The following is a 25625-nucleotide window of genomic DNA, read 5'->3' as shown; positions in this document are numbered from 1 at the left end:
TTGAGAAGCCGGCACTAGTTCAAACACGTGCCAACTTCCCAAACGAGTGCCGCCAGAGCGGATGCCCCCGTCCGACTCAGTCGAACGCGGCCCGATTGCTGAACCGGGTGCGGTTGCCGCCGGCCGTGAGGGCACCGCCGACCGCAACGAGCGCCGGCAGCGCCACCACGATGAGGGCCAGCTGGAGCCATGGCGGCGTGAACGGCAGCAGAGACTGCCCAGCGGTATCGCGGGTCAGCGATAGGGCGAGCGAGGGTACGAGTCCGAGCAGTACCCCGATGACGCTGCCGAGGCCGACGATCACCACCGCCTGCCAGAACCCGAACGCCCGGCGCACCCGTGGAGACGCCCCGAGCGAGGTGAGCACCGCGTTGTCCCGGTGCCCGTCAGCGCGGGCGAGCCCGATGGTGATCGACGCCGTGACCAATGCGATGATCGCGGTGAGGGCGAGCAGCGCCCAGGTCCACGATGCGCCGAAGGCCTGTGGCCCTGGCTCGACCTGCACGAACAGACCTGGTTCGACGGCGGTGACGGCCCCCTGCACCTGGTCTTGCTGCGCCTGAGTCGGAGCCGCATTGAGGCTGCTGACGACCATGGTTGGTCGATGGTCCAGCTCCAGGGAATCGGCCGTCTCCGTGAGCATGAAGATCGCATAGGGCAGCGGATGCTCCGGCGACTGTACGCTCCCGGCCAGCGCCACGCTGCGGGCCGGTGCCACGGTCGCGTCGAGGGTGGCCATCCAGTCGAGGTGGATCGTGTCATCGACCACGTACTGCTGGTAGGTGCTCACCGCACCGCCGGCGGTGAGCGTGGCCCGGGACTGGTCTGACACCGGCACGCCGAGAATGGCAGCGAAATCTGCTATGTCGCCCACCCAGATGTGTTCGCTGATGCTCGACATCATCGGATCGAGGTAGTACGGCGTCGGGCAGCGAATGTCGGTGCGATCTTCCTGATGACCGACCTCCGACCGAGTCGCGTCGCTCGGGCACACCGTGCCCGGATCGAGGCGCGGGTACGCGAAAACGGGGGCTGTGCTGCCGGTTGCGGTCTCGCCGTCGGCCGGGGTCTTGACCCATGAGGGCGGATTCGCGACGCTGCTGAGCAGGCGCGCCCGGGAGTCGGGGAAGGCCCCGTCCAAGGCGTTACGAACCTCTGGTCCGCTCTCCAGCAGCATCGTCCCGTACGGCGGTTCGTCGACGTAGGCGTTCAGGCTTACCCAGGCCGTGTCCTCGGGAACGGAATAGTAGTAGTCCTTGCTCGAGTTCACCTGGAAGGTCGAGATGAGGCTCATCGCGAAGGCGGCGACGAAAACGCAGCTCATGATGGCAGCGAGGGCCGGCACGCTGCGCCCGGGATTCCGAGCCACGTCCCGGGTCGCCAGTCTGGCTCCGGGGCCGAACCATGAGGCGAGCCCGGCGGCCCAGCGCAGAATCAGCGGAGCGAGAAACACCGCTCCGAGCTGCATGATCACCGGTCCTGCGATGATGAGGCCGATTCCGAAATTGGCCAGCCACGCCTGATAGACGGGGAAGTACGCGGCGAGCTCGAGCAGTCCGCCGCTCACAGCGACGATCGCACCGAGGGCCAGCAGGATGATCCCGGCCGCTGGGCGCCGCGGCGTCGGACGCGGCGGACGTAGGGCACCGCGGAGCGCTCCCAGAACGTCGATCCGCCCGGCTGCCCGGGCCGGCACCGCGGCAGCGCACCAGCCGGCGAGAACGGCGAAGGCCGCGATGATCAGCAGCGACAGCAGATCGAGGTGAAACCCCGGATACCGCGCCGCGCTGCCGTTCGCCGAAATCTGCATGAAGATCCACGCTCCGGCCAGGCCGAGCACCGTTCCTACGGCCGCCCCGAGGGCGCCGAGGATGACGCCGCCGAAGGACATAACGCGAAACAGCATCCGTTTGTCGCCGCCGACGCTGGCCAGGGTTGCCAGGGTGCGCTGCTGGGTTCGGGCGCCGACGGTGAACGCGGCGCCGGCGAGCAGGGCCACCTCGAACAGGGCGAAGCCGCCGAGCAGAATGAGGAATGAATCAAAAAAGCTCAAGGAGACGGTGCCGTCCAGGGGATAGCTGTTCACCGGCGGCGGGTCGAGCAACACGGTGCGCGAGAGCACGGTCGCCCCGCGCGGGTTGAGGTCGCCGATCTGGCTCCAGGTCAGCGGGGTGTCGGGCAGATACCACTCGGTCAGCAGGTCGGAATCATCGGGCAGGACCCCGTCGAAGGCGCCGGGGAGACCGTAGAACGAGGTCGCCGCGTCGTCGAGCCAGGCGCTTCGGATCGTGCCGACGATGGTGAACTCGCCGGGCTCGGGGGCGGTGATCGCGGCCGTCGACCCGACAGTTGCCCCCAAGCGGTCGAGCGTGGCGGCGGTTACCATGATCTCGCCGTCGTTCGCGGGTGCGGAACCGCTTGTGACATCCCATTTTCCGGCGAAGGACGCATCCCACGGCTGTCCCTGCACCGCCGTGAAGGAGCCGAGTCCGTCCTTCGTTTCGGCGACGACGTTGGCCTGCCGGATGGACAACAAACGGGTTCCGGCTGGGAACAGCGAGGCGGCGGTGACGGGCTCCGGCTCGATTGACTGCGCGGCTTCGCCATTGAATGCCTCGTCGCTCGGCCCCCAATGGCGGTCGTTGAGCGGGTCCTGGGTGAACTTCGGGTCGGGCGACGCGACGATCATCACCCGCGCCTCTGTCGAGCCGAGTTCGAGCACGACCCGTTCGGCGGGAGAGGCAGTGTTGCTCGCGTCCACCGTGGTGATTCCTACCAGTCCGAGCACGGGAATCGCCACGAGCAGCGCGATCAGCGCGCTGCGGCCGCGGGATTGCAGGGCCATTCGCCGGGCGATCCGAAACGCGATTCGGGTACTACCCGAGCGCCCGCCCGCAAGCGAGCTCGGCTCAACGCTCATGCCGGCAGCCCGCTCAGCAGGCTCGACACAGCGGATGCCCGCGACTCGTCCACAATCCGCCCGTCGCGCAGAAAGACGATCCGGTCGGCCCAGGCCGCGTGGCGGGCATCATGGGTGACCAGAATGCCGCCGGCACCGGCATCGACTCGCGAGCGGAGCATCCGCAACACAAGCTCGCCGGTCGTGCTATCGAGGGCGCCGGTGGGTTCATCGGCGAGAATCAACGACCGGCCGCCGACGACGGCGCGGGCGATCGCCACCCGCTGCTGCTGGCCGCCCGACAAATCAGAGGGGAAATGCTGGGCCCGGTCACCGAGCTCGACGATATTGAGCGCATCGAGGGCTGGACGGTGCGCTTTCTTTGACGTCCACCCGTCGAGTTCGAGTGGCAGGCTCACGTTTTCGAGCGCGGTCAGCGAGGGAATCAGGTTGAAATCCTGAAACACGAATCCGAGGCTGCGCCGGCGCAGGGTCGCGAGTTCGCGGGCCGAGAGCTGGCTCAGCCAGTGCCCTTCGACGACGACCTCCCCGGCCGTCGGTGGGGTGAGTCCGCCGGCCACCGTTAGAAGGGTCGATTTTCCCGAACCGGATGCCCCCATCACGGCCACGAGTTCGCCGCGGCGCACCGACAGGTCGACTCCCGCAAGCGCGGTGATCGCGGTCTCGCCGCGGCCGTACTGCATCGAGATTCCGTCGAGCTGCAAGAGAATGTCGGAGCCGGTCATGCGTTGGCCGCCGCAGTCTTGGCCGGGCGACCGCGCTTGGGCACCTCGGTGTTGAGCGGCAGCGGAGCGGCCAGGCCGGCCGCGCGGGCTCTGGCCAGCCGGTGCTCCGAGTGGTCGAGCCAGCGCGCTTCCGCCTCGGCGGCGAAGATGAGCGAGTCGATCACGAGCAGCCAGGCCAGCTGCTCGGATGATTCCGGGTCGGCGGTCGCGTTCTTGGTGCGGGTCAGTTCCTGCAGGGTGCGCATGGTGGCGGTGCGCTGGACCTGAATCACCTGGGCGATGTCGACGCCGGGCAGCGTTACGGCGATCGCGAGCTTGATGGCGAGCTCGTCACGGGTGGCCATTGTGCGCACCACGGGGGAGCCGAGCCAGTCGGCGACCTCCGCCCGTCCGGCATCCGTTATCTCGACGTAATTCTGACCGTCGGCGTCGATATCGGCCTTCTGCACCAGACCGTCGCGCTCCAGCCGGTCGAGGGTGTTGTAGATCTGGCCGACGTTGAGCGGCCAGGTCGACCCGGTGCGCCGGTCGAATTCGGCCCGCAACTGGTAGCCGTAGCACGGCCCCTGGTTCAGGATGGCGAGCAGACTCTGGCGAACAGACATACGACCTCCGGCAATTCAAACGGCTATTAGTCACCGAGTATATACATACTCTGAAACAATATTGGGATGTGCCGGTGTTCGCTCTCGGCGATGCTTGCTGTCAGGCACTGTCAGCGGCGTTGCATAGACTCAATGAGTGTCGATTACCAAGGTAGAAACAGGTCCCAAACTCAGTGTGCGCGGAGCCCGCGTACACAACCTTCACAACGTAGATCTGGAGATTCCGCGCGATGCGCTCGTGGTCTTCACCGGTCTCTCCGGTTCGGGAAAGTCGTCGCTCGCCTTCGACACCATCTTTGCCGAGGGCCAGCGCCGCTACGTGGAGTCACTCTCGGCCTACGCTCGGCAGTTTCTCGGGCAGGTTGACCGCCCCGACGTGGACTTCATCGAGGGTTTGAGCCCCGCGGTTTCGATCGACCAGAAGTCCACCAACCGCAACCCGCGGTCCACGGTCGGCACGATCACCGAGATCTACGACTACATGCGCCTGCTCTGGGCCCGTATCGGTGTGCCGCACTGCGCGATCTGTGGCGAGATTATCCAGTCGCAGACCGTGCAGCAGATCGCCGACCAGCTCATGGAACTGAAGGCGGGTATCCGCTACCAGGTGGTCAGCCCGGTCATTTCGCAGAAGAAGGGCGAGTTTGTCGACCTCTTCCAAGAGCTCGCCGGTGGCGGTTACTCCCGCGCGATCGTCGACGGCACCCAGATTCAGCTGAGCGAACCGCCCACGCTCAAGAAGCAGCAGAAGCACGACATTTCCGTTGTTGTCGACCGTCTGGTCGCCGGCCCCGAACTGCTCAGTCGCCTCACCGACTCGCTCGAAACGGCGCTCAAGCTAACCGATGGCCTCGTGCAGATCAACTTTCTCGACGAGGAAGGCGACAAGGCCTGGCAAAACTACTCCGAGAAGCTCTCCTGCCCGAACAACCACCCGGTGCAGCTGACCGAAATCGAACCGCGCACGTTCTCGTTCAACGCCCCGTTCGGCGCCTGTCCGGAGTGCTCCGGCCTCGGCACCCGCATGTCCGTCGACGAAGACCTGCTGCTCGGCGACCCGGACCTGAGTATCGCCGAGGGTGTTGTACTGCCCTGGACCACCCAGGGCAAGGGCCTGTTCCAGTACTACGAGAAGCTCCTCGACGGTCTCGCCCGCGACCTCGATTTCTCGCTCGACACCCCCTGGGGTGACCTGACCAGCGAGGTGCAGAACGCCGTCATGCGCGGCGATAACTTCGAGGTGCGGGTCAAATGGAAGAACCGCTACGGGCGTGAAATGAGCTACACCTCCGGCTTCGAGGGTGTCGTGCCCTACATCGAACGCCAGTACCTGCAGGCCGAGAGCGACACCCAGCGGCAGCGCTGGTCGGAATACCTGCGCGAGGTCGACTGCCACGTCTGCAAGGGCACGAGGCTCAAGCCCGAGGTGCTCGCCGTGCTCGTGCACGACGCGAGCATTGCGGATGTCTGCGCGCTCAGTTTGAGCGACGCCCGCGAGTTCATGGACCAGCTCACGCTCACCGACCGCGAGGCCGCCATCGCCGCCCAGGTTCTGCGCGAGATTCGCGCGCGCCTCGATTTTCTCATTCGGGTCGGGCTCAACTACCTCAACTTGGCGCGGGCCGCGGCGACCCTGTCCGGCGGTGAGGCACAACGCATCCGCTTGGCCACTCAAATTGGTTCCGGGCTCACCGGGGTGCTCTACGTGCTCGACGAACCCAGCATCGGCCTGCACCAGCGCGACAACCGTCGCCTGATCGAGACGCTGGTCACCCTGCGCGACCTCGGCAACACGCTCATCGTGGTCGAACATGACGAAGACACCATCAAAACCGCTGACTGGATCGTCGACATCGGCCCCGGCGCCGGGGTCAACGGCGGACACGTCGTGCACTCCGGCTCCTACGAGGGGCTGCTCGCCAACACGAAGTCGCTCACCGGCGACTACCTGGCCGGGCGCAAGTCCATCGCCACCCCGACGACCCGCCGCCCGATCGACCCGGAGCGACTCATCGGCGTCACCGGTGCCGAGGCCAACAACCTGCAAAAGGTCTCGGTGACGTTCCCGCTCGGCACCTTCACCGCCGTAACCGGGGTCAGCGGATCTGGCAAGTCATCGCTGGTCAACGACATCCTCTACCGTGTGCTCGCCAATCGGCTGAACGGCGCCCGCAAGCTGCCCGGCAAGCACACCAGGGTCACCGGTCTCGAGCAGCTCGACAAGGTCATCCACGTTGACCAGGCACCCATTGGCCGAACCCCGCGCTCCAACCCGGCCACCTACACCGGCGTGTTCGATAAGATCCGCACCCTGTTCTCCGAGACCATCGAATCGAAGACCCGCGGATACCTGCCCGGTCGCTTCAGCTTCAACGTCAAGGGCGGCCGCTGTGAAGCCTGCTCGGGTGACGGCACCATCAAGATCGAGATGAACTTTCTGCCCGACGTGTACGTGGCCTGCGAGGTGTGCGGGGGAGACCGGTACAACCGCGACACCCTCACCGTGCACTACAAGGGCAAGAACATCGCCGAGGTACTCGACATGCCGATCAGCGAGGCGGCCGATTTCTTCGAGCCGATCTCGTCGATCCACCGTTTTCTCAAAACGCTGGTCGAGGTCGGACTGGGCTATGTGCGCCTCGGCCAGAGCGCCACCACCCTCTCCGGCGGCGAGGCCCAGCGGGTGAAACTCGCCACCGAGCTGCAGCGCCGGTCCAACGGTCGCAGTGTATACGTGCTCGACGAGCCGACCACGGGCCTGCACTTCGAAGACGTGCGCAAACTGCTGCTCGTGCTCAACAGCCTTGTCGACAAGGGCAACACCGTCATCGTGATCGAGCACAACCTCGACGTCATCAAGTGCGCCGACTGGGTGATCGACCTCGGCCCAGAGGGTGGTTCCGGCGGTGGCAAGGTACTCGCGACCGGCACCCCTGAGCACCTCGCCACGGTCAAGAAGAGCTTCACCGGTTCCTTCCTGAAGGAGATCCTGGCTGCCGGCTAGGCGGCCGCGAGGCCATGTCTGATGCCCTGAGCTATCGCCCGAAAACGGGCGAGATTCCCACGACCCCCGGGGTCTACCGGTTTCGCGATGCGACCGGGCGCATCCTCTATGTCGGCAAGGCCAAGAACCTGCGGGCCCGGCTGAGCAACTACTTCGCGCCGCTGTACAGCCTGCACGAACGTACCCGCCGCATGGTCACCACCGCGACCGGGGTCGAGTGGACGGTCGTCGGCACCGAGGTTGAAGCCCTGCAGCTTGAGTGGATGTGGATCAACGAGTTCGATCCGCCGTTCAACGTGCAGTTCAAGGACGACAAGTCCTACCCCTACCTCGCCGTCACCCTGGGCGATGAGGCGCCGCGCGCGCTCGTCACCCGCACCGAGAATATCAAGGGCGCCCGCTACTTCGGGCCCTACCCCAAGGTGTGGGCCGTGCACGAAACCATCGAGCTCATGCTCAAGGCCTTCCCCATCCGCACCTGCAACAACGCCAACTACAAACGGGCCATGCAGAGCGGCAAGCCGTGTTTCGCCGGGCAGATCGGGCGCTGCTTCGGCCCCTGCTCCGGCCTGGTCTCGATGGAGGATCACCGCAAGATCGTCAATGAGTTCGTTAGCTTCATGAGGAGTCACGACAAGAAACTCATCAACGAGCTCACCCAGGAGATGAAAGACGCAGCAGCGGCGCAGCAGTACGAAATCGCCGGCAAACGGCGCGACCAGGTGCGGGCGCTCAACGCCGTACTCGAGAAGAGCGCCGTCGTGCTGCGGGACAACGTCGACATCGACCTGTTCGCCATCGAGCAGGACGAGCTGGCCGCCGCCGTGCAGCTGTTCATCGTGCGGGGCGGTCGCATCCGCGGTGTGCGCGGTTGGATGGTCGACAAGGAGCTCGACGTGACCAGGAGCGAGCTCATCGACTCCATGATGCAGACGGCCTACAACAACGAGTCGAAGCCGCCGCGCGAAATCGTACTGCCCGAACTGCCCGACGATGCGGAAGCCCTCGAGACCTGGCTAGCCGATCTGGCCGGGCGCAAGGTACGGCTGGTGGCTGCGCAGCGCGGCGAGAAGGCCGCCCTCCTCGTCACGGCCACCAACAACGCCAAACAGGCCCTCATGCTCTACAAAACCCGGCGTAGCTCCGATTTCGTCGCACGGTCGAAGGCGCTCGAAGACATTCAGGAAGCCCTGGAGATGCCGGCCGCGCCGCTGCGGATGGAATGCTACGACGTGTCCCACCTCAGCGGCACCAACATCGTCGCATCGATGGTTGTCTTCGAAGACGGGTTACCCCGCAAAGACGAATACCGCCGCTTCAACATTCCAGTGTCCACCGACGACACCGACTCGATCTACCAGATTCTCACGCGCCGGCTGGCCTACCTGAAACCCGAATCCGGGGCAGCGGATGCCGCAGATCCCCCTCCGATCGCAGTCGCCGGTCAGAGCGACATCGCCCAGGTCGAGCAGAAGCGAGCCAAATTCAAGTACCGGCCCAACCTGCTCATCGTCGACGGCGGCCAGCCGCAGGTCGCCGCAGCCAAACGGGCACTCGCTGAATCGGGCGTGACCGGAATTCAACTGTGTGGCATCGCCAAGCGGCTCGAAGAAATCTGGCTGCCCGACTCCGACTACCCGGTGATTCTGCCGCGCAACAGCGACGCGCTGTTCCTGATTCAGCGCATCCGCGACGAAGCTCACCGGTTTGCCATCACTCATCAGCGCATCCGACGTAAGAAGGACGTAGCCTCGATCTTGGGGGAGATCGCCGGGCTTGGCCCCGCCCGGGTCAAGGTGCTGCTGCAGCATTTCGGTTCGGTGGCCCGGCTCAAGGTCGCATCCGTGCAGGAAATAGCAGATGTTCGCGGCATCGGCCCGGTGCTGGCCGAGGCGATCCATGCCCATTTGCGCGCGTGAACCGCCCACCGCTGGGTAGGCTGGATAGTCCCACAACTTTTCATTAAGGCGCTTTGAACGTATGACTACGGATCCCGACAAGCAGGAAGTGCTGATCGTCACGGGAATGTCCGGGGCGGGTCGTTCGACCGTCGGCAATGCGCTGGAGGATCTCGACTGGTACGTCGTCGATAATCTGCCCCCGCAAATGCTGCGGCCCCTGGTCGATCTGGTCGAACGTGCCGGTACCAACCTGCCCAAGATCGCCGCCGTGGTCGACATTCGCGGCCGCGATCTGTTCGGTGACTTTCTCGAAACCGTGCAGCAATTGCGAAGTAACACGCAGGTTCAGGTGATCTTCCTCGAAGCGCGGGATGACGCGCTCGTGCGCCGCTTCGAATCGGTACGTCGGCCGCACCCTCTGCAGGGTGATGGCACCCTGCTCGATGGCATCGCGGCGGAGCGGTCTCGCTTGCTGACCGTGCGGGAGTCGAGCGACCTGGTCATCGACACCTCAGACCTCAATGTGCACCAGCTGGCGACGGCCATCACTGAGCGATTCGCCGCAGCCGGATCGGCCGGCGTGCAGCTCACCATTATGAGCTTTGGCTTCAAGTACGGCCTGCCGACGGATGTCGATCTGGTGGCCGATGCCCGCTTCCTGCCGAACCCGTTTTGGATCCCAGAGCTGCGGGCACACACCGGTGTCGATCCGGAAGTGAGAGACTTTGTACTTGCCCAAAATGGTGCCCTCGAATTTATCGACCACTATGCGGCCGCCCTGGCACCGGTTTTGGCCGGGTACCAGCGGGAAAACAAACGCCATGCCACGATCGGTATCGGCTGCACCGGGGGCAAACATCGCTCCGTCGCCATGGCCCGGGAACTGGCGTCTCGACTCGAAAAACTTCCCGGAGTCGTGGTTAATATCAAGCACCGCGACCTCGGACGCGAATAAGCGAGACCGGGCGCAGCATCCGCTGCTCCACCGCACTCTCATCCCTCAGACCTAACGCAACTGATCAACAGAATGGAAAAGCGATTGGCACTCACCGCCGACGTTAAAGACGAACTTTCGCGCGTGGAGGTCTCCAAGACCACCGTGCGCGCGGCCGAACTGGCCACTATTCTTCGGTTCTCCGGAGGTTTGCACATGATCAGCAGCCGCATCGCGATCGAATCGGAACTGGACACCGCCATCCTGGCTCGCCGGGTGCGGAAGGACCTGGCCGAGCTCTACGGAGTGCGCAGCGCCCTGCAGGTCATTGCCGCCGCCGGCCTGCGCCAGTCCAGCCACTACCTCGTGCAGGTCATCGAGGGTGGGGAGACACTGGCACGACAGACTGGCCTGTTGGATGCCCGTCGGCGCCCGATTCGAGGTCTGCCCAACCGTCTCACCACCGGCTCGAAGGAAGAAATCGCCGCCGTCTGGCGCGGAGCCTTCCTCGCCCACGGCACTCTGACGGATCCGGGCCGTTCGGCGGCCCTCGAGGTCATCTGCCCCGGCAACGAAGCCGCCATGGCATTGGTCGGCGCTGCCGGACGCCTCGGCGTCGCGGCCAAGGCGCGCGAAGTTCGCGGGGTACACCGGGTCGTCATCCGTGACGGCGATGCCATTGGGGCGATGCTCGTGCACATGGGCGCCACCAACACCGTGCTCAACTGGGAGACGCTGCGGCAGCGTCGCGAAGTGCGTGCCACCGCCAACCGGCTGGTCAACTTTGATGACGCGAACCTGCGCCGTTCGGCCGAAGCCGCGGTCGCCGCCTGTGCCCGCGTTCAGCGCGCCATGGACATCCTGGGCGAAGATATCCCCAAACACCTGCGCTATGCCGGCGATCTCCGCCTCAATTTTCGTGACTCCAGCCTTGATGAACTGGGCCACCACGCCGATCCGCCGATGACCAAGGACGCCGTCGCCGGCCGGATCCGCCGGCTGCTCGCCATGGCAGACAAGAAAGCGGTCGAGCTTGGCATCGAGGGAACCGACGTTCCCTACCCGGTTCACCCGGAAGACGCCTGACGTGATCAATTCTGTGCCTGGGAACCGCGCAGGTACACTTGAATGTGCTTACAAGGTCGCCGCATCCGATGTGGCGCCACCACTGAAAAGGAGATAAGTAATGGCTGAATATATCCTGCCCACCCTTGACTATGACTACTCGGCTCTCGAGCCCAGCATCAGCGGTGCCATCATGGAACTCCACCATGGCAAGCACCACCAGGCGTATGTTACCGGCGCGAACACCGCGCTGGCCCAGCTCGCCGAGGCCCGCGACAGCGGCAGCCTCGCCAACGTGAACAAGCTGCAGAAGGACCTCGCCTTCAACCTCGGCGGCCACGTCAACCACTCCATCTTCTGGACCAATCTCTCCCCGAACGGTGGAGACAAGCCTGTCGGCGAACTCGCCGCCGCGATCGATGACAACTTCGGTTCCTTCGATAAGTTCCAGGCGCACTTCACCGCCGCTGCCCTGGGCGTGCAGGGTTCCGGCTGGGCAGTTCTAGCTTGGGACTCCATTGGCCAGCGCCTGATCATCCAGCAGTTCTTCGACCAGCAGTCCAACTTCGCTGCTGGTACCGTTCCGGTTCTCATGCTCGATGTCTGGGAGCACGCCTACTACCTCGACTACCGCAACGTGCGCGCTGACTACGTCAAGGCGTTCTGGAACATCGCCAACTGGGCGAACGTTCAGGAGCGTTTCACCGTCGCACGCGAGAAGACCAACGGCCTGCTGCTACTCTCATAGCCTGCCGGTGCCCCACCCCAGCATTTCGGTGCGCGGGCGGGGCACCGCTGTTTTCCTCCCGTACCCAGTAGTGCATCACTTTTCATCGCGCCAGTCGGCGCCCTTTTCTAACAGGAGTTATTTGTGTCCGTAAAGATCGGCATCAACGGATTCGGCCGTATTGGCCGTAACTACTTCCGCGCAGCCCTCGCGAAGGGCAGCGACATCGAAATCGTCGCCGTCAACGACCTCAGCGACCCCGCGTCGCTCGCCCACCTGCTCAAGTACGACTCCGTCGCCGGTCGTTTGAACGCCTCGGTCGAGGTCGACGGTGACAATATCATTGTCAACGGCAAGCCCATCAAGGTGCTCGCCGAGCGCGACCCGGCCAACCTCCCCTGGGCAGCCCTGGGCGTCGAGATCGTCATCGAGTCCACCGGTCGCTTCACCAAGGCCGTCGACGCGCAGAAGCACATCGAGGCCGGCGCAAAGAAGGTCATCGTCTCTGCCCCGGCAACCGGTGCTGACGTTGCCACGCTTGTGCTCGGTGTGAACGAAGACACCTACGACGCGGCGATTCACAACATTATCTCGAACGCATCCTGCACCACGAACTGCCTCGCGCCGCTCGTCAAGGTGTTCCTGGACAACTTCGGCATCGAGCGTGGCCTCATGACCACGATCCACGCCTACACCGCAGACCAGAACCTGCAGGACGGCCCGCACAGCGACCTTCGGCGTGCCCGTGCCGCCGCGCTGAACATCATCCCGACCTCTACCGGTGCAGCTAAGGCACTCGGCCTGGTCATCCCGGAGAGCGTCGGCAAGCTCGACGGTTACGCGCTGCGCGTTCCGGTTCCGACCGGCTCGATCACCGACCTCACCCTGACGGCCTCGCGCCCGGTCACGGTCGAAGAAGTGAACGCCGCCTACAAGGCTGCAGCCGAGGGCCCCCTCAAGGGCATCCTCAGCTACACCGAGGACCCTATCGTCTCCAGCGACATCGTCGGCGACCCGCACTCCTCGATCTTCGACGCCGGCCTCACCAAGGTGATCGGCGACCAGGTCAAGGTTGCTTCTTGGTACGACAACGAGTGGGGTTACTCCAACCGCCTCGTTGACCTCACCGAGTTCGTCGCCGAGCGACTCTAACGGCCCCCGGTGACGTTACGCACGATTGACTCGCTTGGTTCCCTCGCCGGCAAGCGGGTTATTGTCCGCTTCGACCTGAATGTTCCGTTGAAAAACGGGCAGATCACCGATGATGGACGAGTGCGGGCGTCACTGCCCACCCTCAACGCCCTCGTCGCTCAGGGCGCCCGCGTAGTGATTGTTTCTCACCTGGGGCGTCCCGACGGGGCTGTTGATCCCCAGTACAGCCTGAAGCCGGTCGCTGCTCGCCTGAGCGAACTGGTGGCCCTTCCGGTGGCCTTCGCCACCGACACCGTCGGCGCCTCGGCCACCGAGGCCGTGGCAGCGCTGCAGAACGGTGAAATCGTCGTCCTGGAAAACCTGCGCTTCAACGCTGGAGAAACCAGCAAAACGGATGCCGATCGCCTCGCGTTCGCCCAGCAGCTCGCGCTGTTCGGCGACGCGCTCGTTTCGGATGGCTTCGGCGTTGTCCACCGCAAGCAGGCCAGCGTGTACGATCTCGCCTCGCTCCTTCCGAGCGCTGCCGGACTGCTCATCGCTGCCGAACTCGACGTGCTTGATCGCCTCACCGAAAAGCCAGAGGCGCCGTACACGGTCATCCTCGGCGGGTCCAAGGTGAGCGACAAGCTCGGCGTCATCGGTCACCTGTTGCCGCGCGTGAATTCGCTGCTGATTGGCGGCGGAATGCTGTTCACGTTCCTGGCCGCGCAGGGGCACCAGGTCGGCGCGAGCCTGCTCGAAAGCGATCAGATCGACACGGTTCGCGGTTACCTGGCCGAGGCGGATCGCCTTGGCGTCAAAATCGTGCTTCCGACCGATGTCGTTGTCGCCTCGAAATTCGGTGCAGATGCCGAACACGTCATCACACCGGCCGACGGTATCGAGAACACCCCGTTCGGCGCAGCCGGACTCGGCCTCGACATCGGACCAGACACCGCTCTGGCGTTTGCCGAAATAATTCGGGCATCGAACACGGTGTTCTGGAATGGCCCGATGGGCGTTTTTGAACTCGCACCGTTCGCGGAGGGCACCCGTACCGTGGCCGCCGCACTCACCGAGGTTACCGGCCTCAGCGTGGTCGGCGGTGGCGATTCCGCCGCGGCCGTGCGTATTCTCGGTTTCAACGACGACCAATTTGGTCATATTTCTACCGGCGGCGGTGCCAGCCTCGAGTTCCTCGAAGGTAAGCGCCTGCCAGGACTGGAGGTCCTCGGATGGCAGTGAACATTAACCCTCGGCGTACACCGCTGATCGCGGGCAACTGGAAGATGAACCTGGACCACCTCCAGGCCATCGCCTTTGTGCAGAAGCTCGCCTGGAATCTCAAGGACGCCAATCATGATTTCGCCGCCGTGGAGGTGGCAGTCTTTCCGCCGTTCACCGACCTGCGCAGCGTGCAGACCCTGGTTTCGGCCGACAAGCTGCCGCTCGCCTTTGGTGCGCAGGATGTCTCGGCGCAGGAATCCGGAGCCTACACCGGCGAGATCTCCGGGGCGTTCCTGGCTCAGCTGGAGTGCCAGTACGTCATCATCGGGCACTCCGAACGCCGTACCCTGCACAATGAGTCCGATGAGCAGGTCGCCGCGAAGGTGACCGCAGCCTTGAAGCACAATCTCGTGCCGCTGATCTGCGTGGGCGAAAGTGCTGAAGACCTCGCCGTTCACGGTCCAAGCGCCGTTCCCGTCGCTCAGCTGCGTGCCGCCCTCGCCGGCGTCACCAACGCCGCCGATATCGTCGTCGCGTACGAACCGGTTTGGGCCATTGGGTCCGGACAGGCGGCAACGCCTGAACAGGCCGAACAGGTCGCCGCAGCCCTACGCGGCGTTCTCACCGAACTGCTTGGGCAGGACGTCGCCGACAAGACGCGCATCCTCTATGGCGGTTCGGTCAAAAGCGGCAACATCGCCGCGTTCATGCGCGAACCCAATGTTGACGGTGCCCTGGTCGGCGGTGCGAGCCTGGATATTCCAGAGTTCTCCAGCATCATCCGCTATCAAAAGCACGTCGGTCTCTAAACCGACGCGCACCCTCCCAGTCGTGAGCGAGGGGGTTGCCCGTGTGGCAACCGCCTCGCTTGTGGGCTGAAGGGTATAATTACGATGGTCTGGGCGCCAGAGTTGCGTCCACCGTGTTTGTGAAAGGTTTCGTGTGGAGATTCTCCAGGTCGTCATGCAGGTGCTCGTCGGTATTACGAGCCTCCTGCTCACCATGCTCATTTTGTTGCACAAGGGGCGGGGTGGTGGGCTTTCCGACATGTTCGGCGGCGGTGTGACTTCCAACCTGGGAGCGTCGGGGGTGGCCGAGCGAAACCTCAACCGGATCACGATCATTCTGGGCCTGCTCTGGATCTCCTGCATCGTCGTTCTCGGATTGATCACGAAGTTTGACACAGGAGCTTAACTTTTCGACCAGTGCGGAGTTACCCTGAGGTTTCCGGTGCACTTTGTCGTGCACAGGCTTTCAAGGCACATTGTCTACAGCAGTAGCACCAATCACAGCTCGAACCTGCAGCGCACGACTGCACGAGTCAACGGAGGAACAAGATGGCATCAGGCGGAAGCGCAATTCGTGGCTCTCGTGTAGGCGCGGGGCCCATGGGCGAGCAGGACCGCGGTTTTCACGCGGACCGCATCAAGGTCTCATACTGGGATGCTTTGGGCAATGAGACGGTACGGTACTTTGCTGCGAGCCTGCCCGATGAAGAGATCCCGGTGACCATTGATTGCCCGTCGTCGGGGCTTCCCGCTGGCCGGGACAAGGAGAATCCTCCGTCGGTCGTGAAACTCGAGCCCTACAAGACCCACTTGGCCTATGTCAAGGAGCGTCGTACCGAAGAAGAGGCCGAGTCGCTCCTTGAAGAAGCACTCAACCAGTTGCGCGTTCGTCGGGGCAAGCTGTCGCCTACGAACTGATCTGCACCACCCAAAGGGCCGGCTCTCGAGAAATCGAGAGCCGGCCCTTTGTTGTTTTTCACGCCTGATTAGGGAATCCAATTCAGCGGATGCCCTCGGAAAGCCTAGTAGGCAGCCGCGATCAGGCTTTCCGGCACTTGGGCTGCTGCGTCGTTGTCCACGAAGAACACGGTGTGGTAGCGGCCCTTGATCCCGGCAGCGGGTACCTCGTCGCGGCTGGCTCCAGCGAGAGCCAGTCCGAGCGCCGATGCCTTGTCAGATCCGGCCAGCACCAGCCAGACGCGATCCGACGAGTTGATCACGGGCCGAGTCAGGGACAGCCGGTCGGCCGGGGGTTTGGGGGAGTCACGCACAGCGATGACGCTGGCTTCACGCTCGCGGATACCCGATCGGTGAGGGAAGAGCGACGCGATATGGCCATCGGGTCCGACTCCGAGAAACGTGACGTCAAAACGAGGGTACTGGGATCCCTCGGGGGCTCGAGCCAACAACTCCGCCGCATAGTGGGCGGACGCAGCGTCGAGGGCATCCGTCCCCGCTTCGACGTCGTCGTCGGACGCTCCGAAAGCGTGAATATTTTCCGCAGGGACCGAGATGTGGTCCAAAAGTGCTTCGCGCGCCTGCAACTCGTTACGTTCCGGATCGGCGCGGGGAAGCCAACGATCATCGCCCCACCAAAAATTCACCCGGGACCAGTCGATGGTGTCCCGGGCGGCCGACTCGTTGATGGCGGCCAGAACGGCGATGCCCACGGAACCGCCGGTGAGCACGACGTTGGCCTCGTCCTGTTCGTGTAGGACGTCAACCATGTTGGTCAGAAAGCGTGCAGCGACCGACCCGGCCAGCGCTTGCTTGTTCTGGTGCAGCAGCACGCGTCGTTCATTGGTCACGGTCACGCTCCGGTTCTTTGTGCCACCACGTCATCGAGTTGCGGCAGGCCGCGCGTGATCACCTCACCATACAGCTCATCGGGATCGAGTCGGCGCAGTTCATCGGCCAGGCAATCGCGCAGGCTGCGGCGCTTGAGCGTCAGGTCCTGCATCGGCTGGCCCGGCTGGGTGAGGGTGGCAATATCGGGAATCTCGCGTTCGAGGGAAATGGTCCCGGACGCGCGCGTCAGATGTACACCGTTCACACCATTGGCCAGGGGGCCCGTCGTCAGTACGCAGTCCACGGGCACCTGCAGCTGCATCTGCAACCAGGCAGCGAGCAGCGCAGTCGAGGGCGAGGCTGCGGCGCCGGTCACCTGGATGCCGATGATCGGCTCATAGGGTGGCTGGTCCAGAACGGCCGCCAACTGGGCCCGCCAGAGCGTCAGTCGGGTCCAGGCGAAGTCGGTGTCGCCGGGACGATAACTGCCGCACAGCTGGTGCAGTGCCGCTTGCGGGTCCGGCTGGGCAGAGGAATCCGTGATCCGGCGATAGGCGATGCGGCCGAGTGGCGAGTCGCCGGGAACGGCTGGCGCGGTGCCCGGCCACCAGGCGACGACGGGAGCATCCGACAAGAGCAGGCCGGTGACCAGGCTTTCCGGATCGTTCGCGGCATCACCGTAGACGCGCAGAACGATGACCTCGCTCGCGCCGGCATCCCCGCCGACGCGAATTTCCGCATCGACGCGAGCAGTCGCATCCGTTTCATCGTTGTCCTGGGTCGACACGACGATGACTCGCATGGGGTGTTCCCGCGAGGCATCGTTGGCGGCTTCAATGGCTTCCTCTTCGTGTCCGAGGGTGGAGGCGATGATCAGCGTCAGTACTCGCCCGAGGGCGACCGCGCCACCCTCCTCGCGGATGCGCACGAGCGCCTTGGAGATCTTCGCGGTGGTCGTGTTGGGCAGATCGACGATCATGGTCGCCTCCAGGTGCGGCCGTCGCGGGCCAATAGGTCGTCAGCGGATGTGGGGCCCCAGGTGCCGGGGCGGTATTGTTCCGGCTGGCCCTGGGTGGCCCAGTATTCTTCCACCGGGTCCAGAATCTTCCAGGACAGCTCGACCTCTTCATGGCGGGGGAACAACGGTGGGTCGCCCAGGAGGACGTCAAGGATGAGTCGCTCGTAGGCCTCAGGGCTGGCCTCGGTGAAGGCATGCCCGTAGCCGAAGTCCATGGTCACGTCGCGAACCTGCATGACCACTCCCGGAACCTTCGAGCCGAACCGAATGGTGACCCCTTCGTCCGGCTGCACGCGAATCACGAGGGCATTGTGTCCGAGTTCGGCCGTCTGGCCGGGCGCGAACAGGTATTGGGGGGCCCGCTTGAAGACCACGGCAATTTCGGTCACGCGACGCCCGAGGCGCTTGCCGGCGCGCAGATAGAACGGAACGCCAGCCCAACGTCGGGTGTCGATCGTCAAACGCATGGCAGCATAGGTTTCGGTGACCGAGTCCGGGTTCATCCCGTCTTCTTCGAGAAAACCGACGACCTTTTCGCCGCCCTGCCAGCCGCCGGCGTACTGCCCGCGGGCGGTGCCGAGGCCGAGGTCGGCGGGGAGCCGCACCGAGGCGAGCACCTTTTCTTTCTCCGCGCGCAGGTCGGCGGCGTCGAAGGAGATCGGCTCTTCCATGGCGGTGAGCGCGAGCAGCTGCAGTAGGTGGTTCTGAATCACGTCGCGAGCCGCGCCGATACCGTCGTAGTATCCGGCACGACCTCCGACACCGATGTCTTCGGCCATGGTGATCTGCACGTGCTCGACGTGGTTGGCGTTCCACAGCGGTTCGAACATCTCGTTGGCGAATCGCAGCGCCAGAATATTCTGCACCGTCTCTTTGCCGAGGTAGTGGTCGATGCGAAAGACGGAGTCGGGTGGAAAGACCGACTCGACGACATCGTTGAGCTCACGGGCCGTTGTCAGGTCGCTCCCGAACGGTTTCTCGATGACGACACGTCGCCACTGGCCGTTCTTCTGCTCGGCCAGGCCGGAACGGCGCAACTGCTCGGTGACGAGGGGGAACGCCTTTGGCGGAATGGCGAGGTAGAACGCATGGTTGCCCATCGTTCCGCGTTCTCGGTCCAGCTCGTCAATGGTTTGCGTCAATCGAGCGAACGCCTCGTCATCGTCAAAGGTGCCCGAAACGAAACGGATGCCTTCGGCTAGCTGCGCCCAGACATCTTCGTGAAAGTCGGTGCGAGCGTGTTCCTTGACGGCGTCATGCACAACCTGCATGAAGTCCTCGTTGTCCCAGTCGCGGCGGGCGAAGCCCACCAGGGCAAAGCCGGGCGGCAGCAGCCCCCGGTTGGCGAGGTCATAGACCGCGGGCATGAGTTTCTTGCGCGCGAGGTCACCGGTGACGCCGAAGATCACGAGGCTGGACGGCCCGGCGATTCGATTCAGACGATAGTCGGACGGCGACCTGAGCGGATTAAACTCCGGGGTAATTTCCACCGGGGACATGCAGCTCCTTTGACGGGACAGTGCAGAAAATTGAGGACACGAAAAAAAATCGGGTGATGCGCAAGCGGGTGGGGTTCCTCGCGGCCGCTGGCCGAGAGGACCCCGATTGGTTAGCTTAAGGCGTCAAAAAGCGTGCTGATGTTCTGCTTCGGCTGGGTCAGCGTCAGTGTCAGCACGGGCCGGCCGTGCTCAGCGAGCACGCTCGCGTCGCCGCTGGCCTGTGCCTGAATGAGCTCACCAAAGGTGAACGGACGCTCAGGAATGTCGAGGTCCTCCGCCGGTGTGGTCAGAATCTGCAGGAAGACGGCCGTTGCCGTTCCACCCTTGTGGAACTGACCGGTGGAGTGCAGAAAACGCGGTCCCCAGCCGAAGGTCACCGGGCGCTTGGAGAGAGCGGCGAGCTTATTGCGAACCTCGGCCAGCTCGGGCAGTGCGAGCCGGTCGACGTAGGCCTGCACGGCCACATAGCCGTCGGGGCCGAGCTCCTCGAGTAGTGCATCAACGGCCGAAGCGAGGTCGCTCGCGGCACCGATGACGTGTGGCGTGCCGCGCACTTCGATACCGTCAGCGATGAACGCGGCGGGTTCCGGTGCGGGGCGGGCGTCCAGCAGACCGCGGGTCGCGATCTTCGCGGATTCAACGTCTGGCTGGTCGAACGGGTTGATACCGAGCAGGCGCCCGGCGACAACGGTCGCGTATTCCCAAACCAGAAACTGTGCACCAAGGGTTCCGCTGACGCGGATCTCGTCGCCGGTTTCGCTGAACAACTCGGTGCCGGCGTCAGCGACGACCCGCACGAGTTGCACATCGGGAAGCGCTTCGGTCAGTTCCGGAGCATCGAGTTCGAGCACGACCGGCAGGATGCCGGTGCCGAGCTTGCCGGTCGATTCGGCGATGAGCTGTTCGACCCAGTCGGCGAAGCCCACAATGTGGGTGCCGTCCGAGACGATGGCGAGCTTGTCGCGGCGCGGGCTGGTCGCGGCGATCGCCGCTCCGAGCACGAGCCCCGGGTTCTCTGGGGAGTCAACGGCCAAAGCCAAGGAGATGGACTCTGCTTCGTCGAGAAGAGCACCGATGTCAACGCCCGCCAGGCCCGAGGGTACGAGGCCGAACGCGGTCAGTGCGGAGTAGCGACCGCCCACGTTGGGATCGGCGTTGAAGACGCGATAACCGTCCGCGAGAGCGGATGCCTCGAGTGGCGATCCTGGATCGGTCACCACGACAATACGTTCGGCTGGATCGATTCCAATGGCACGAAACGCACGCTCAAACACGCGGCGCTGGCTGTCGGTTTCGACGGTCGAGCCGCTCTTCGATGACACCACGAGAGCGGTGCCCACGAGGTTGTCGTTCAGGGCAGCGAGCACCTGGCCGGGGTCGGTCGCGTCGAGAACGGTGAGGTTCACGCCAGCCGTGCGAGTGATGACCTCGGGGGCGAGCGACGATCCGCCCATGCCGGCGAGGGCGATCTGGGTGACGCCGCGCGCCTGCAGGGTGGCCCGCAACTCCAGAATCTCGGCCACGAGCGGCCTGGACACCACGACGGATTCGGTCCAGCCGAGGCGCAGTGCGGCCTCGGCTTCCGCCTCCGGCCCCCACAGCGCCGGGTTGAGGCCGGTGACGCCGGAGGCGACGAGATCCGTCACCAGCGTCGGTACGGTGGCGCGTACAGCATCGGCAGCTAAGCCGCTCACCGAGATGCGAAAGCTCATTAGACTGCCGCGGTTGTCGACGCTGCGGTGAGGGCCGTCTGCACGGTGTCGAGCAGTTCGTTCCAGGACACCTCGAACTTCGAGAGGCCTTCTTCTTCGAGCAGTCGGGTGACGTCATCGTACGAGACGCCCTGCGCTCCCAGTGCGTCGAGCACAGCGTTGGCAGCGGCGTAGGAGCCGGTGACCGAGTCGGCCGGGATGACGCCATGGTCGGCCGCAGCCTTCATGGTCTTCTCGGGCATGGTGTTGACGACCTCGGGGGCGACCAGTTCGGTTACGTACAGGGTGTCGGGCAGGCTGGCATCCTTGACGCCGGTCGAGGCCCAGAGCGGGCGCTGCTTGGTGGCGCCGGCCTTGATCAGGCCGAGGGCACGCTCACTGCTGAAGGCCTGCTCGTAGACCTGGTAAGCAAGCTGCGCGTTGGCGACGCCGGCCTTGCTCTTCAGAGCCAGAGCCTCGGGGGTTCCGATGGCTTCGAGGCGGGTGTTGATCTCGGAGTCGACGCGCGACACGAAGAACGACGCAACCGAGTGAATGGTTGAGAGGTCGATGCCGGCAGCCTTGGCCTGCTCGAGCCCAGCCAGGTAGGCGTTGATGACCTGGCGGTGACGCTCGAGGCTGAAGATCAGGGTGACGTTGACGCTGATACCCAGGGCGATGGTCGCTGTGATGGCTTCGAGCCCTTCGACCGTCGCGGGAATCTTGATCATCGCGTTGGGGCGGTTGACCTTCTTCCAGAGCTGCTGGGCTTCGGCGACCGTGCCGGCTGCGTCGCGGGCGAGGCTCGGCTCGACCTCGATCGAGACGCGGCCGTCCTGGCCCTGGGTCGCGTCGTAGACCGGGCGGAAGATGTCGCAGGCGGCGGCAACGTCGTCCGTGGTGATGGCGAAGACGGCTTCGGTGACGTTCGTGCCGGCGGCGGCCAGGGTTGCTACCTGGTCGGTGTAGGCCTCGCCCTTGGCGAGGGCTCCGGCGAAGATGGTCGGGTTGGTGGTGACGCCAACGACGTTGCTGTTCTTGATCAGGTCCTGCAGACCGCCGGAGTTGATGCGCTCACGGGACAGGTCGTCGAGCCAGATGCTGACGCCGGCTGCGGACAGCTGGGCGAGGGGGGTAGTCGTGGTCATAGTGAAAATCTCCTAATAATGCTGCCGTCAGGCAGCTGGCTATAGCGGTTTAATGGAGAGTCATGGAGACGCGCGGTGTTGACCTGCGGCGACGATCCATGCCTGTGGGACAACGTCAGGCTGCGCTGATTGATTCCTTGGCGGCGGCGACGACTGCTTCAGTGGTGATTCCGAATTCGCGGAACAGCGTCTGGTAATCAGCGGATGCACCGAAGTGCTCGATTGAGATGCTGCGGCCGGCATCGCCGACGTAGCCGCGCCAGGTCAGCGCGAGGCCGGCCTCGACGGACACCCGTGCGGTGACGGCTGCGGGCAACACCGATTCGCGGTAGTCGCTGCTCTGCTCTTCGAACCATTCGAGGCAGGGGGCGCTGACCACGCGGGCGTTGATGCCTTCACGGGCAAGCTGGGCCCTAGCGTCGACGGCGAGCTGCACCTCGGAGCCGGTGCCGATCAGAATGACGTCCGGGGTTCCGCCGGCCGCTTCGGCCAGCACGTAGGCGCCGCGGGCGACGTTCTTGGCCGAGGCGAAGACCTCGTCAGATGCTGCGCCCTCACCGCGCTCGTAGACCGGAATGTTCTGGCGGGTCAGCGCGATGCCGGCCGGACCATTACGGCGTTCCAGAATGGTCTTCCAGGCCCAGGCGGTTTCGTTGGCGTCGCCGGGGCGAACCACGTCGAGTCCGGGAATGGCGCGCAGGGTTGCGAGTTGTTCGATCGGTTGGTGGGTCGGGCCGTCTTCGCCGAGCGCGACGGAGTCGTGGGTCCAGACGAAGATCGACGGAGCCTTCATCAGTGCGGCCAGACGCACCGCGGGGCGCATGTAGTCGCTGAAGATGAGGAAGGTGCCGCCGAACGGGCGGGTGTTGCCGTGCAGCACGATGCCGTTGAGAATGGCGGCCATGGCGTGCTCGCGAATGCCGAAGTGCAGCACCCGTCCGTACTCGTTGCCCGACCATTCACCGGTGGAGTGCTCGCTCGGAATAAACGAGGCAGCGCCGCCGATGGTGGTGTTGTTGGATTCGGCAAGGTCGGCTGAGCCGCCCCACAGTTCGGGGATGACGCCGCCGAGGGCGGTGAGAACCTTGCCGGACGCCGCGCGGGTCGATACCGCGGTGCCGCCGGGGAAGACAGGGAGGGCCTCGTCCACGCCGTCAGGCAGATCGCCGGAGAGGACCCGGTCGAGCAGAATCTTGCGCTCCGGGTTGGCCGTCGCCCAGGCATCGAACTGCACGGTCCACTCGGCGTGGGCAGTGACGCCGCGATCGAGGGCCAGCCGGGTGTGGGCGATGACCTCGGGAGCGACGTCGAAGGTCTTCTCCGGGTCGAAGCCGAGAATGGTCTTGACTCCGGCGAGCTCTTCGGCGCCGAGCGCGGAGCCGTGGATCTTGCCGGTGTTTTGCTTCTTCGGGCTCGGCCAGCCGATGATCGTCTTGAGGATGATCAGGCTGGGCTTGCCGGTTTCGTTCTGGGCAGCCTCGATGGCTGCGTTCAGCTCGGCGACGTCTTCGACGTAGGAGCCCGTCTTCTTCCAATTCACCGTCTGCACGTGCCAGTTATAGGCGGCGTAGCGCGCGGCGACGTCTTCGGTGAAGGCGATGTTGGTGTCGTCTTCGATGGAGATCTGGTTGCTGTCGTAGATCGCGATCAGGTTGCCGAGCTGCTGGTGGCCGGCGAGAGAGGATGCCTCGCTCGTGAGGCCTTCCTGCAGGTCGCCGTCGCCGGCGATGACGTAGACGAAGTGGTCGAACGGGCTGGCACCGGTGGCGGCATCCGGATCAAACAGGCCACGCTCGAAGCGTGAAGCGTAGGCGAAGCCGACGGCGGAGGCCAGTCCCTGGCCGAGCGGGCCGGTGGTGATCTCGACGCCGGCGGTGTGCCCATACTCCGGGTGGCCGGGGGTCTTGGATCCCCAGGTACGGAGGGCCTTGAGGTCTTCAAGCTCGAGGCCGTAGCCGCCGAGGTACAACTGCACGTACTGGGTCAGCGAGCTGTGGCCGACCGAGAGAATAAAACGGTCGCGACCGAGCCAGTCGTTGTCGGCCGGGTCCCGGCGCATGATCTTCTGAAACAAAAGATACGCGGCGGGAGCGAGGCTCATCGCTGTACCCGGGTGCCCGTTCCCAACCTTTTCAACGGCGTCAGCCGCGAGAATGCGTGCGGTGTTAACCGCCTGATCGTCAATGGAATCCCATTGGAAAGCTGCCACGTCACGTAACCCTTCATTGAAGCGAAGGCGGGTTGAGCTCAACCCATCCTTTGATAGATGTGCAAGTGTCGGCAACCGTCTCACACTGCGGGGCCGCGCCATCCCGACGCGAGAATGCAGGTGAAATGTCACCCCCAGCGAGTTGGCCTGCTGTTGCCGCCATCTCCCACCCGGGGGCTCGCCGAACTACTGATTCACTGTGGGGAGCACTATAAGTATAGGGAAGTTTGCGGCGGGACGCTCTATATGACGTGACATGTCCATTGTCGGGAAGGGGCAGTGGGTGACCTACACTAAAAAGACTTGCCTAGCGTTAGAGGAACAATGAACGTCGCCCTGAAGACCCCGGTCCTAAGCGGACCGCGCACAGTGAAGCGCACCCTCAAGGCTTATATCTCCCTGACTAAACCGCGAGTCGTCGAATTGCTTCTGGTAGTAACCGCACCCACGATGCTGCTCGCCGAACGGGGCATCCCCAGCCTCTGGCTGATTCTGGCGACTCTCGTGGGCGGGGCCCTCAGCGCTGGTTCCGCTGGAGCGTTCAACTGCTACCTCGATCGCGATATCGACCGCCTGATGAAGCGCACGAAGAACCGTCCGCTCGTCACCGGTGAACTGAGTGACCGGGAAGCCTTGATCTTTGCGTGGGCGTTAGGCGCGGCATCCATTCTCTGGCTGGGACTGCTGACCAACTGGCTCGCCGCCGCACTGTCGTTCGGTGCCATTTTGCTCTACGTCGTCTTTTACACGATCATTCTCAAGCGTCGCACCCCGCAGAACATCGTCTGGGGCGGTGTGGCCGGGTGCATGCCCGTGCTGATCGGTTGGGCCGCCGTGACTGGCGACCTGTCGTGGCCGCCGGTCATTCTGTTCATGATCATCTTTCTGTGGACGCCGCCGCACTACTGGCCGCTGTCGATGAAGTACCGTGCCGACTACCAGGCCGCCGGCGTGCCGATGCTCGCCGTGGTGCGCGGCCGTGCCCAGGTGGGACTGCAGGTCATCCTGTACGCCTGGGCCACCGTCGCCTGCTCGCTGCTGCTGATCCCGATTGCCGACATGGGGCTGCTGTACACCTTCGTCGCGCTCGTCACCGGCGGCTGGTTCATCTACGAGACGCACCGCCTGTACAGCCTGGCCATCCGGCACGAGCATGTATCGCCGATGCGCGTCTTCCACGGCTCGATCGCCTACCTGACCCTGCTGTTCGTGGCCGTCGGAATCGACCCGCTGCTGCCGTTCTAA

General features: G+C 64.4%; 20 protein-coding genes. 11 read left to right on the top strand and 9 right to left on the bottom strand.

Features of this window, described 5'->3' with window-relative positions; genetic code table 11:
* Positions 1 to 76 precede the first annotated feature (76 nt).
* From E3O11_RS14255 to E3O11_RS14245, 3 genes are all read right to left on the bottom strand, one after another.
* Positions 77 to 2845, bottom strand: coding sequence for an FtsX-like permease family protein (locus E3O11_RS14255; RefSeq protein ID WP_166787593.1), 2769 nt, complete (start codon positions 2843 to 2845; stop codon positions 77 to 79).
* Between the two features lie 71 nt (positions 2846 to 2916).
* A complete protein-coding gene (locus E3O11_RS14250) occupies positions 2917 to 3645 on the bottom strand; it encodes an ABC transporter ATP-binding protein (RefSeq protein WP_092448541.1) in 729 nt (242 codons plus the stop codon).
* Complete coding sequence (locus E3O11_RS14245; protein WP_092448542.1) at positions 3642 to 4250, bottom strand: PadR family transcriptional regulator; 609 nt, start codon at positions 4248 to 4250, stop codon at positions 3642 to 3644. The genes E3O11_RS14250 and E3O11_RS14245 overlap by 4 nt, the downstream gene beginning before the upstream one ends.
* A gap of 136 nt (positions 4251 to 4386) precedes the next feature.
* Here E3O11_RS14245 and uvrA point away from each other — a divergent pair, with 136 nt between their 5' ends.
* From uvrA to E3O11_RS14195, 10 genes are all read left to right on the top strand, one after another.
* Positions 4387 to 7254: an excinuclease ABC subunit UvrA gene (uvrA, locus tag E3O11_RS14240; RefSeq protein WP_092448543.1), complete on the top strand. Its 2868-nt coding sequence runs from the start codon at positions 4387 to 4389 to the stop codon at positions 7252 to 7254.
* Positions 7255 to 7268: 14 nt separating this feature from the next.
* The gene (uvrC, locus tag E3O11_RS14235) at positions 7269 to 9173 is read left to right on the top strand and encodes an excinuclease ABC subunit UvrC (protein WP_092448544.1); all 1905 of its coding nucleotides are present in this window, start codon (positions 7269 to 7271) and stop codon (positions 9171 to 9173) included.
* 61 nt (positions 9174 to 9234) lie between these two features.
* The gene (rapZ, locus tag E3O11_RS14230) at positions 9235 to 10110 is read left to right on the top strand and encodes an RNase adapter RapZ (RefSeq protein ID WP_092448545.1); all 876 of its coding nucleotides are present in this window, start codon (positions 9235 to 9237) and stop codon (positions 10108 to 10110) included.
* 84 nt (positions 10111 to 10194) lie between these two features.
* Positions 10195 to 11175 (top strand): DNA-binding protein WhiA, encoded by a 981-nt coding sequence (whiA, locus tag E3O11_RS14225; protein ID WP_092448546.1) that lies wholly within the window; start codon positions 10195 to 10197, stop codon positions 11173 to 11175.
* A gap of 100 nt (positions 11176 to 11275) precedes the next feature.
* Complete coding sequence (locus E3O11_RS14220) at positions 11276 to 11902, top strand: superoxide dismutase (RefSeq protein ID WP_092448547.1); 627 nt, start codon at positions 11276 to 11278, stop codon at positions 11900 to 11902.
* 123 nt (positions 11903 to 12025) lie between these two features.
* Positions 12026 to 13033, top strand: a complete 1008-nt coding sequence (gene gap, locus E3O11_RS14215; RefSeq protein ID WP_092448548.1) for a type I glyceraldehyde-3-phosphate dehydrogenase — start codon at positions 12026 to 12028, stop codon at positions 13031 to 13033.
* Positions 13034 to 13042: 9 nt separating this feature from the next.
* Complete coding sequence (locus E3O11_RS14210) at positions 13043 to 14257, top strand: phosphoglycerate kinase (protein ID WP_092448549.1); 1215 nt, start codon at positions 13043 to 13045, stop codon at positions 14255 to 14257.
* Positions 14248 to 15048 (top strand): triose-phosphate isomerase, encoded by an 801-nt coding sequence (gene tpiA / locus E3O11_RS14205; protein WP_170851537.1) that lies wholly within the window; start codon positions 14248 to 14250, stop codon positions 15046 to 15048. The genes E3O11_RS14210 and tpiA overlap by 10 nt, the downstream gene beginning before the upstream one ends.
* 133 nt (positions 15049 to 15181) lie before the next feature.
* Positions 15182 to 15433, top strand: a complete 252-nt coding sequence (secG, locus tag E3O11_RS14200; RefSeq protein ID WP_092107845.1) for a preprotein translocase subunit SecG — start codon at positions 15182 to 15184, stop codon at positions 15431 to 15433.
* A 143-nt stretch (positions 15434 to 15576) separates the two neighbouring features.
* Positions 15577 to 15945: an RNA polymerase-binding protein RbpA gene (locus E3O11_RS14195; RefSeq protein ID WP_092107849.1), complete on the top strand. Its 369-nt coding sequence runs from the start codon at positions 15577 to 15579 to the stop codon at positions 15943 to 15945.
* Between the two features lie 104 nt (positions 15946 to 16049).
* Here E3O11_RS14195 and pgl read toward each other — a convergent pair whose 3' ends face one another.
* The 6 genes from pgl to tkt all read right to left on the bottom strand — a co-directional run bounded on the left by pgl (position 16050) and on the right by tkt (position 24380).
* Positions 16050 to 16835: a 6-phosphogluconolactonase gene (pgl, locus tag E3O11_RS14190; protein ID WP_092448722.1), complete on the bottom strand. Its 786-nt coding sequence runs from the start codon at positions 16833 to 16835 to the stop codon at positions 16050 to 16052.
* Between the two features lie 2 nt (positions 16836 to 16837).
* Positions 16838 to 17794 (bottom strand): glucose-6-phosphate dehydrogenase assembly protein OpcA, encoded by a 957-nt coding sequence (locus tag E3O11_RS14185; protein WP_092448550.1) that lies wholly within the window; start codon positions 17792 to 17794, stop codon positions 16838 to 16840.
* Entirely contained in the window at positions 17791 to 19332 is a 1542-nt protein-coding gene (gene zwf / locus E3O11_RS14180) for a glucose-6-phosphate dehydrogenase (RefSeq protein WP_092448551.1), read from the bottom strand. The genes E3O11_RS14185 and zwf overlap by 4 nt, the downstream gene beginning before the upstream one ends.
* 110 nt (positions 19333 to 19442) lie before the next feature.
* A complete protein-coding gene (locus E3O11_RS14175; RefSeq protein WP_092448552.1) occupies positions 19443 to 21044 on the bottom strand; it encodes a glucose-6-phosphate isomerase in 1602 nt (533 codons plus the stop codon).
* The gene (gene tal, locus E3O11_RS14170) at positions 21044 to 22171 is read right to left on the bottom strand and encodes a transaldolase (protein ID WP_092448553.1); all 1128 of its coding nucleotides are present in this window, start codon (positions 22169 to 22171) and stop codon (positions 21044 to 21046) included. Before tal ends, E3O11_RS14175 begins: the two co-directional genes overlap by 1 nt.
* Positions 22172 to 22286: 115 nt before the next feature.
* On the bottom strand, positions 22287 to 24380 hold the full coding sequence (gene tkt / locus E3O11_RS14165) for a transketolase (protein ID WP_092448554.1): 2094 nt from the start codon (positions 24378 to 24380) through the stop codon (positions 22287 to 22289).
* Positions 24381 to 24704: 324 nt separating this feature from the next.
* Between tkt and E3O11_RS14160 the strand changes: the two genes are divergently transcribed.
* A complete protein-coding gene (locus E3O11_RS14160) occupies positions 24705 to 25625 on the top strand; it encodes a heme o synthase (protein WP_092448555.1) in 921 nt (306 codons plus the stop codon).

The organism is Cryobacterium levicorallinum, assembly GCF_004402405.1.
GTDB lineage: Bacteria > Actinomycetota > Actinomycetes > Actinomycetales > Microbacteriaceae > Cryobacterium > Cryobacterium levicorallinum.
Note: the sequence above shows the minus strand (reverse complement) of the source record. Positions and strands in the feature narration are given on the sequence as shown.